The organism is Aestuariivirga sp., from assembly GCF_044239095.1.
GTDB lineage: Bacteria > Pseudomonadota > Alphaproteobacteria > Rhizobiales > Aestuariivirgaceae > Aestuariivirga.
In genome coordinates, this window is the sequence record NZ_JBIICB010000202.1 from 1 (window position 1) to 7,980 (window position 7,980).

Below are 7,980 nucleotides of genomic sequence, written 5' to 3' on the forward strand. Positions count from 1 at the left end.
TCACGGTGCTCGGCGCCATCAACATCGGCACGGCCTATTTCTTCGCCGGCGCCATCGCACCGATGTTCGGCACCACCGCGGCTGACGGCACGGTGACCACCTTCTTCACCGGCACTGACATGCAGGTCGTGGTGTTCGTCGCCATCATCACCATCATCCAGGCGGTGCTGAACCATGTCGGCATCAGGGTCACGACCTTCCTGACCGACATTTCGGGCTACATCATCTTCATCACCACGGCCGTCCTCGTCGTGGCCTGCCTCTACTTTGCGCCCTCGCTCGACTTCTCGCGGCTGTGGACCTTCACCAACTACTCCGGCGAAGCGGGTGCCAATGTCTTCCCGCAGAGCGACAACATGTTCTACCTGTTCCTGCTCTGCCTGCTGCTGCCGGTCTACACGATCACGGGTTATGACGCCTCGGCGCATACCTCGGAAGAAACCAAGGACGCCGCCACCTCGGTGCCCAAGGGCATCGTGTCGGCGGTGCTGTGGTCATCGCTCGTCGGCTGGGTCATGATCTGCGCCATCATGCTGGCGGTGCCGGACATGGCGGCGGGTGCGGCCCAGGGCTGGGGCGTGTTCTTCGGCACGATGAACGCCGTGATCCCCGAGACGCTGCGCAACATCCTCTACATCGGCATCTTCATCGCGCAGCTGCTCTGCGGCCTGGCCACCGTGACCTCGGCAAGCCGCATGCTCTTCGCCTTCGCGCGTGACAACGGCATGCCGGTGGGCTCCGCCGCCCTCGCCAGCGTGTCGACCGCCTTCCGCACGCCGGTGACGGCGATCTGGACGGTGACGGCGCTCTGCATTCTCTATGTGCTGCTGGCGCTCAGCATCAAGGTCGGCGAGACCTCGATCTATGTCATCGTGGTCAACTCCACGCTGGTGTTCCTGTTCCTGTCCTTCACCATTCCGCTGGTCGCGGGCCTGTTCGCCTATGGCACGTCCAAGTGGCCGAAGCCCGGCCCCTGGGCAATGTCCACGGGCACCTACAAGCTCGTGACCGTGCTGTCGGTCATCGGCATGGCGATCATTCTGTTCATCGCCGTGGCGCCGCCCAATGAGCGCGTGCTCTACGTGGTGATCGGCTTCGTCGTGCTGGCGTTGATCTTCTGGTTCGCCACCGAGAACAAGCGCTTCCGTGGCCCGCCGGTGGGTGACGAGATCAAGCGCCGCCAGGCGGAGATCGCCAAAAAAGAAGCGATGTTCGGCGAAACGTGACAGGCAGGCTCAACAACAAGGTGGCCCTGATTTCAGGCGGGGCCACCGGCATGGGCGGTGCCGCCTCGCGCCTCTTCGCGGCCGAGGGTGCCAGGGTCGGCATCCTCGACATCAACGCGAAGGCAGGTGCCGAGGCGGTGGCCGACATCCAGCGCAATGGCGGCACCGCCTGCTTCGTGCAGGCGGATGTTTCCCAGAGCGCTGAGGTCACGAAGGCGGTGGATGAGGTGAGCGCCAGGCTCGGCCCCATCACCGTCCTTTTCAATCACGCAGGCTCGATCGTCATCAAGCCCTTCCTCGAGACGACGGAGGAGGAGTGGGACAGGCTGACCGCCATCAACGTCAAGAGCATGTATCTGGTGACGAAGGCCGTGCTGCCGCAGATGATCGCGGCGGGCGGCGGTTCCATCGTCTGCACCTCATCGATCTCGGCGGTGGCGGGAACTCCCATGGAGGTGCTTTACGACACCACCAAGGGTGCCTGCCACATGTTCGCCCGCGCCATCGCGGTCGAGTTCCGGGACCGCAACATCCGCTGCAACGCAGTCTGCCCCGGCTTCGTCCGAACGCCGCACGGCCTGCGCGAGGTGGCGGAGCTGCAGCGCTATGGCGTGGATGTGTCCGAAGCAGCCCTTGCCGCCCAGCAGGGCCGGATCTGCGAACCAGAGGAAGTAGCCCGCGCGGCGCTGTTCCTGGCGAGCGATGACGCCAGCTTCGTCAACGGCACGCATCTGTTTGTCGACAACGGCTTTACAGCGGCGTGACGAGAAACTCCCTCGCCCCCACGCATGTGGGGGAGAGGGGGATGAATTGAAACAGCGAAGGGCGGCCTCCCGAGGCCGCCCTTCTGCTTTGTGACCATCCCCACCGGTGTTGCGGCACTGCAGACCACCCGCGGGCGAGGCGGGGGCTGAGAGGTGGCGGCGTCTTTCAACGCGCCAGAACCCGGCAATGCGGCAAGTGACCGGTGGGGAGGCACTCACTCAGGCGCGCAGCCGCCTCGCCGGGGCGGTGACGCGACGCCTGAGTGTCAGCGCAGGCTCAAGCAGCCTGCCGTTCTTGGGCCTCCAGCCGGCCGCAGCCGGCAATGAGGCCTTCCGCGCCATCAAGGGCGCCGGGCTCTAGTTCCAGCCCGAGGAAGCGCGCACGCTCGACGGGGCCGGGCAGGTGCAGATCCGCCACCAACCCGCCCGTGAAGCCGAAGCGCTGGTAGTAAGGCGCATCACCCACCAGGATGATGGCCGCGTGGCCGCGCAGCCGCGCCTCGGCAATCGCGTGGCGCATCAGGGCCGCGCCGATGCCCTGGCGCTGCGCCGTGCAGTCGACGGCAAGCGGCCCAAGCAGCAGCGCCTGTCCGGCGGAGCCTGCCACCACGTCCCACAGGCGGATGGTCCCCAGCAGGGCGCCATCCTCGTCGACAGCGCTGAAGGCGAGGCCTTCCGAGGGACGGCGTCCCTCGCGCAGGCGTTCGGATGTCTTGCGGCGGCGCGTCTTGCCGAAGGCGCGGTCGAGCAGGCGCTCGCGGGCGGGCACGTCGAAGGCGGTTTCGGTGCGGATCATGACCATTGGAACAGACCTTCCTGTCATCCCGGCGGTACTCGCCGGAAACCAAAGAATGAGGTTGGTCCCCCGGCAACTGCCGGGGGCGACTGGGGTGTGACGTTCAGCCTTGCGTCAGATGACGTAGGACTGGAGCGGCGAGAAACCGTTGAAGGCAACAGCCGCGTAGGTCGTCGTATAGGCGCCGGTCGCTTCGATCAGGACCTCGTCGCCCACCGTCAGCGTGACCGGCAGGTCATACGGGGTCTTCTCGTAGAGCACGTCGGCCGAGTCGCAGGTCGGTCCTGCGATTACGCAGGGGGCCTTCTGGTCGCCGTCCTTGGCCGTCACGATCGGGTACCGGATCGCCTCGTCCATCGTCTCGGCGAGGCCGCCGAACTTGCCGATGTCGAGATAGACCCAGCGGTGGTTGTCGTTGGCGTGCTTCTTGGAGATCAGCACGACCTCCGCCTTCACCACGCCCGCATTGCCAACCATGCCGCGGCCCGGCTCGATGATGGTCTCGGGGATCGCGTTGCCGAAGTGCTTGGTCAGCGCCTCATGGATGGCGTTGGCATAGCTGCCCGTGCCCGGCACCTCCTTGAGGTACTTGGTCGGGAAGCCGCCGCCGAGGTTCACCATCTTGAGGGTGATGCCGCGGGCCTGCATGGCATCGAAGATCGCCTTCGATTCGGCCAGCGCCTGGTCCCAGGCAGCCAGCCGCGTCTGTTGCGAGCCGACGTGGAAGGAGATGCCATAGGGATCGAGGCCAAGCGCATGGGCATGCATCAGCACGTCCACCGCCATGGCGGGCTCGCAGCCGAACTTGCGCGACAAGGGCCACTCAGCACCGGCACCATCGGTGAGGATGCGGCAGAACACCTGTGCAGCCGGGGCGGCACGGGCGACCTTCTCCACTTCCTCGTCCGAATCGACGGCGAAGAGCTTCACACCCAGCTGGTGGGCGCGCGCGATGTCGCGCTCCTTCTTGATGGTGTTGCCGAAGGAAATGCGGTCAGGCGTGGCGCCAGCGGCGAGCGCCATCTCGATCTCGGGGACCGAGGCGGTGTCGAAGCAGGAGCCCATGTCCGCGAGCATCTTCAGGATCTCCGGCGCCGGATTTGCCTTCACCGCGTAGAAGACGCGGGTGTCCGGCATGGCGCGGGTGAAGGCGCGGTAATTGTCGGCGATGACTTCGAGGTCGACCACGAGGCAGGGGCCCTCGGGACGTCGGTCACGCAGGAAGTCGAGGATGCGGGCGGTGGCTGCCATTGGAATATCTCCCGAAATCAGGTTGCAAGAGCCGGTAGCAGAACGATCGCTCCACGCTGTGGAGACGTGGAAACGTTCGACCTGTACTGACGTTTCGCCTTGGCTTGATCGGGGTGGTCCCAATCGCACATGGGGCAAGGATAGTGGTGCCTCTCAGTAACCCCGGCCTTTGGAGGAGCCGGCAGAGACCAAAAAGCCCGCACCGTCGTTGCTTTGGGGGATACCTTGGGGCACGTGCGACTTTGGGCGAGCGGTATATGTTTGCGTTCGCTGTCACATGCAAGGGTTTTTTGACCCCTGCCGGAATTTTTTCAGTCGAACATTTTCCAGCCTGCAATGAGGCGCGTCAGCGCTGTCATGGCGCAGAGCGCTGCGTAGACGAGGGCGATCGCCGCGAAGTGCTGCGGCCACAGGCACATGGCGAGAAAGCAGAGGATGGTTTCCGTGCCCTCGGTGAGCCCGCCCAGATAGTAGAAGGACTTTGAGGGATATTCTGTGCTCTTCAGGCCGCGCTTCTCCGCGATCACCGCGAAGGCGAGGAAGCTCGTGCCGGTGGCCACGAAGGCGGCGAGCAGCACGGCGGCGGCCATCGCATTCTCTGCCGGGGCGAGCGCTGCAAAGGCAAGCGGGATCGCCGCGTAGAACACGAAGTCGAGTGAGATGTCGAGAAAGGCCCCGCGCCCGGTGGCGCCCGCGCGCCGCGCCAATGCGCCATCGATACCATCGAGCGCCCGGTTGACGAGGAGCGGCAGGATGGCGGCTGCCGTGAGCCCCGCGGCGATCATGACCGCCGCCAGCATGCCGAAGCCGAAGCCCGTGAGGGTTGCCTGGTCGGCCGTCAGTCCGCGCGCCGATAGCCTGGCGGCTGCTGCTTCCACGGCAGGCTTCACGAGCTTCAGGGCAATGCGGTCAAGCATCCGTCACCTCGCCGTTCCTCAGCAGCATGACGCGGCCACCTTGGGGAACGTCCGCCACATCATGCGTCACCATCAGGCAGGGAATGCGCCGCATGGCGATGTGGCGGAACACGAAGTCCCGCATCGCCTGGCGGAGTTCGGCATCGAGCTTGTTGAAGGGCTCATCCAGCAGCATGGCGCGGGGCTTGGCGGCCAGCGCCCGCATCAATGCCACGCGTGCGCGCTGCCCGCCCGAGAGCGTATGCGGCGGCCTGTCGCCGAAACCATCGAGCCCGGCCTCGGCGAGGGCAGCATCCACCTTCGCGAGCCGCTCCGCACGCGGGCCGCGCGGCATGCCGAACAGCAGGTTCTCGGCCACGGTGAGATGCGGAAACAGCAGGTCGTCCTGAAACAGGCGGCCGATGCGGCGGCGCTCTGGCGGCAGCGCGCCCAGCGCCTCGTCCTCCAGGCTCACGCTGCCGGTGGCCGTGAAGGGTAAGTCGAGATCGCCCGCAATGAATGAAAGCAGGGTCGACTTTCCAGCACCGCTCGCGCCCATCAGCGTCAGCGTTTCGCCTGCTGCGATGTCCAGGGAGAACGGCCTGATCAGCTCTTTCCCGCCGAGCAGGATGCAGGCGCCGGTGAGCCTCAGCGCCATCGCGGCCTCCCGAGCAGCGCTGCGGCGAGGAAGCCGAGAAGTGGCGGCAGCGCCAGTGCCAGCGCGAAGGCGGCGGTGAGCGGCCTGCTGCCGCCGGAGGAGAGCGTCACCGCCTCCATCGGCAGCGTGCTGAAGCGCCCCGCGGCAATGAGCTGGGCGGGTACGAACTGCATGATCGAGACGGCAAAGCCGATGGCGGCTGCGGTGAGGAGCGGGGCCTTGAGGAGCGGCAGCTTCACCCGCGCCCATGCCGCCGGTGCCGCGACTGACAAGGCGCGCGCTGCCGCCATGTAGCGCGCGTCGAAGGCGCGATAGGGGCCCTGCAGCACGATCAGCACATAGGCCGCAACCGGCGTAAGGTGCGCCAGGAACAGCCCTGGGAGGGTTCCGGCAAGGCCCCAGTCGAGGAAGAGCCGGTATTGACCGCCCGCAATGGCGAGTTGCGGCAGGGCGAGGCTGAGCAGGGCGAGCCCCATCGGCCAGCGGTCACGCGATGGCGGCTGCGTTTCGAACCACAGCACGGCGAGCGCGATGGCCGATGCCGATGCCGCAAGGCCCAGCCCGAGGCTGAGCCACAGCGGTGCTGGTGCTGCGGCCATCGTCTGCCAGGCCTGCAGGTTCACCACCGGCGGTACCAGCGCGGGGTAGGGCCAGCGCGGCGCGGCCGAGAGCAGCAGGAGCAGTCCTAAACAGCTGGCCATGACGGCGAGCCACAGACCCCCTGCAAGCCATGCGCTGCGCCGCGGTGGCCGAAGCCGCGAGGGACCGGCGGTGAGCGCCCGGCGCCCGGCGCCACGCAGCACGCGGGCAAGTGTTGCCGCCGCGGCGAGCACCAGTGCCAGGCTCGCCGTCAGCAGCAGCGTTCCGGCAAGCCCCATGCGGTTCGCGTCCGGCGCTGCATCGTTCAGCGCGTGCCAGATCACCACGGCCAGGGTCGGTGGCTGGGTGGGGCCGAGCACCAGCGCCATGTCGACGACCGTCGCGCCATAGACGAACACGATGACCAGCGGCCAGCGCAGATCGTGAAGCAGCAGCGGCAGCACGATGCGCAGCCAGGCCGAGCCCTTGCCATGCCCGAGGCTTGCCGCCGCGCGCAGCGCGAGGCCGAGGCTTCGGATGCGGTCACCGCGTGCCAGCGCGGCAAACGCCGCCGTCACCAGAAACGGAACCTCCTTCAGCGCCAGTGCCGCCGTCAGCGACAGCCCCAGCGGGTCCTGCACGCTCACCCATCCCGGTGGCGCGTCACCGCCCGCCAGGAGCCGCGCCAGCAGTCCTGAAGGCATGATGAGAAAGCCGAAGCCGATGGCAAAGGCCAGATGCGGCAGCGCCAGCCCCGCCGCCGAGGCAAATTCGAGCCAGCGCCAGCCCGCGCTGCCGTGAAGCCCCGCGAGCAGCAGCAGGCTCAGGGCGAGGGCCAGCAGGGCCGCGGCGGCGCCGGTGAAGAGCGACAGCCCGAGCCCGGGCCAGAGCTGGGGATGCGCGAGAAGGCTGAGCCACGCCGCGCCGTCCGCCACGGCGGGAACGAGGATCGCCAGCGACAGGATGAGCGGGAGACCCCACAGCAGGGCCAGCGGCCAGGCGCCGGCTTTGGACATCATGCGCCGTATCGTTCGAGCCATGCGGCCTCGATCAGCGGTACCCAGCTTCCGTGCGGTTCCGGAATCGTGCGCGCCGGATGGCTGACGGCACCCGGCAGGTTGCCACCTGCGAACAGGGCGCGGCCGGCGGGCGAGAGCTTGTTGAGGTCGAGTACGGTGGGATCGCCCCAGACCGCGAGATCGGCCTTCCTTGCTTGCGCCTCGGGCGAGAGCAGAAAGTTCGCCGTCACCTGCGCTGCCGCGCTCGCTCGCGCGTTGACGGGGATGGCGAGGAAATGCGTGTTGCCGATGGTGCCTGCCCGGTGCTGCCAGGCGATGGTGGTTTCCGGCAGCTCGCCGGAGGCGACAAGGTTTGCGGGCTCGTTGGGGTTGAAGGTGAGGCCCATCAGCAGTTCGCCATCGGCCAGCATCTGCTTCACCTGCGCCTGGCTCTGCGGAAACTGCTTGCCCTGCCGCCACAGATGCGGATGGAGCGCGTCGAGGAAGTCGAACAACGGCTTTGACGCTGCCTCGAATTCAGGGCGCCCGATGCTGACCGGCAGAAGCGCGGTCTGGCTCATCGTCTCGAACAGTGCCTGCTTTACGAAGGTGGTGCCGTGGAAATCGGGCGGTGCGGGGTAGGTGATGCGGCCGGGCTCGTTGCGGGCCAGATCGAGCAGTTCAATCATCGACAGCGGCGGGTCGCCAAGCTTTGCGCCATCGCCGAAGAAGGTCAGCTGCGCCATGCCCCAGGGCGCTTCGAGGCCTTCGGTGGCTTCCGCGAAGTCGATCCGGGTCGTCGGCTTTCCCTC

The 7,980-nt window shown here is 67.1% G+C and carries 8 protein-coding genes; 2 read left to right on the forward strand and 6 right to left on the reverse strand.

The genetic code is table 11. The annotated features are described in order from the left end of the window. Positions 1–1,226, forward strand: a 1,226-nt coding sequence (locus ACILRA_RS16240) for an amino acid permease (protein WP_395663117.1), incomplete at its 5' end; no start/stop codon positions are given. Continuing rightward, positions 1,223–1,990 (forward strand): SDR family NAD(P)-dependent oxidoreductase, encoded by a 768-nt coding sequence (locus tag ACILRA_RS16245; protein WP_395663118.1) that lies wholly within the window; start codon positions 1,223–1,225, stop codon positions 1,988–1,990. The genes ACILRA_RS16240 and ACILRA_RS16245, both read left to right, overlap by 4 nt. Before the next feature lie 277 nt (positions 1,991–2,267). Here ACILRA_RS16245 and ACILRA_RS16250 read toward each other — a convergent pair whose 3' ends face one another. From ACILRA_RS16250 to ACILRA_RS16275, 6 genes are all read right to left on the reverse strand, one after another. After that, positions 2,268–2,792 (reverse strand): GNAT family N-acetyltransferase, encoded by a 525-nt coding sequence (locus ACILRA_RS16250; RefSeq protein WP_395663119.1) that lies wholly within the window; start codon positions 2,790–2,792, stop codon positions 2,268–2,270. Between the two features lie 108 nt (positions 2,793–2,900). Then, positions 2,901–4,037 carry a type III PLP-dependent enzyme gene (locus ACILRA_RS16255; RefSeq protein WP_395663120.1) on the reverse strand — a complete coding sequence of 379 codons (1,137 nt, stop codon included), beginning with the start codon at positions 4,035–4,037 and terminating at the stop codon, positions 2,901–2,903. A gap of 311 nt (positions 4,038–4,348) precedes the next feature. After that, positions 4,349–4,954: a CDP-alcohol phosphatidyltransferase family protein gene (locus ACILRA_RS16260; RefSeq protein WP_395663121.1), complete on the reverse strand. Its 606-nt coding sequence runs from the start codon at positions 4,952–4,954 to the stop codon at positions 4,349–4,351. Continuing rightward, positions 4,947–5,591 (reverse strand): ATP-binding cassette domain-containing protein, encoded by a 645-nt coding sequence (locus ACILRA_RS16265; protein ID WP_395663122.1) that lies wholly within the window; start codon positions 5,589–5,591, stop codon positions 4,947–4,949. The genes ACILRA_RS16260 and ACILRA_RS16265 overlap by 8 nt, the downstream gene beginning before the upstream one ends. Beyond that, complete coding sequence (locus ACILRA_RS16270; protein ID WP_395663123.1) at positions 5,582–7,189, reverse strand: hypothetical protein; 1,608 nt, start codon at positions 7,187–7,189, stop codon at positions 5,582–5,584. The genes ACILRA_RS16265 and ACILRA_RS16270 overlap by 10 nt, the downstream gene beginning before the upstream one ends. Then, positions 7,186–7,980, reverse strand: a 795-nt coding sequence (locus ACILRA_RS16275) for an ABC transporter substrate-binding protein (RefSeq protein WP_395663124.1), incomplete at its 5' end; no start/stop codon positions are given. The genes ACILRA_RS16275 and ACILRA_RS16270, both read right to left, overlap by 4 nt.

What these genes read in the sequence shown, in the direction of transcription:
- ACILRA_RS16250 (WP_395663119.1), bottom strand. Translation starts at nt 2,792, where the DNA reads ATGGTCATGATCCGCACCGAAACCGCCTTCGACGTGCCCGCCCGCGAG.
- ACILRA_RS16255 (WP_395663120.1), bottom strand. Translation starts at nt 4,037, where the DNA reads ATGGCAGCCACCGCCCGCATCCTCGACTTCCTGCGTGACCGACGTCCC.
- ACILRA_RS16260 (WP_395663121.1), bottom strand. Translation starts at nt 4,954, where the DNA reads ATGCTTGACCGCATTGCCCTGAAGCTCGTGAAGCCTGCCGTGGAAGCA.
- ACILRA_RS16265 (WP_395663122.1), bottom strand. Translation starts at nt 5,591, where the DNA reads ATGGCGCTGAGGCTCACCGGCGCCTGCATCCTGCTCGGCGGGAAAGAG.
- ACILRA_RS16270 (WP_395663123.1), bottom strand. Translation starts at nt 7,189, where the DNA reads ATGATGTCCAAAGCCGGCGCCTGGCCGCTGGCCCTGCTGTGGGGTCTC.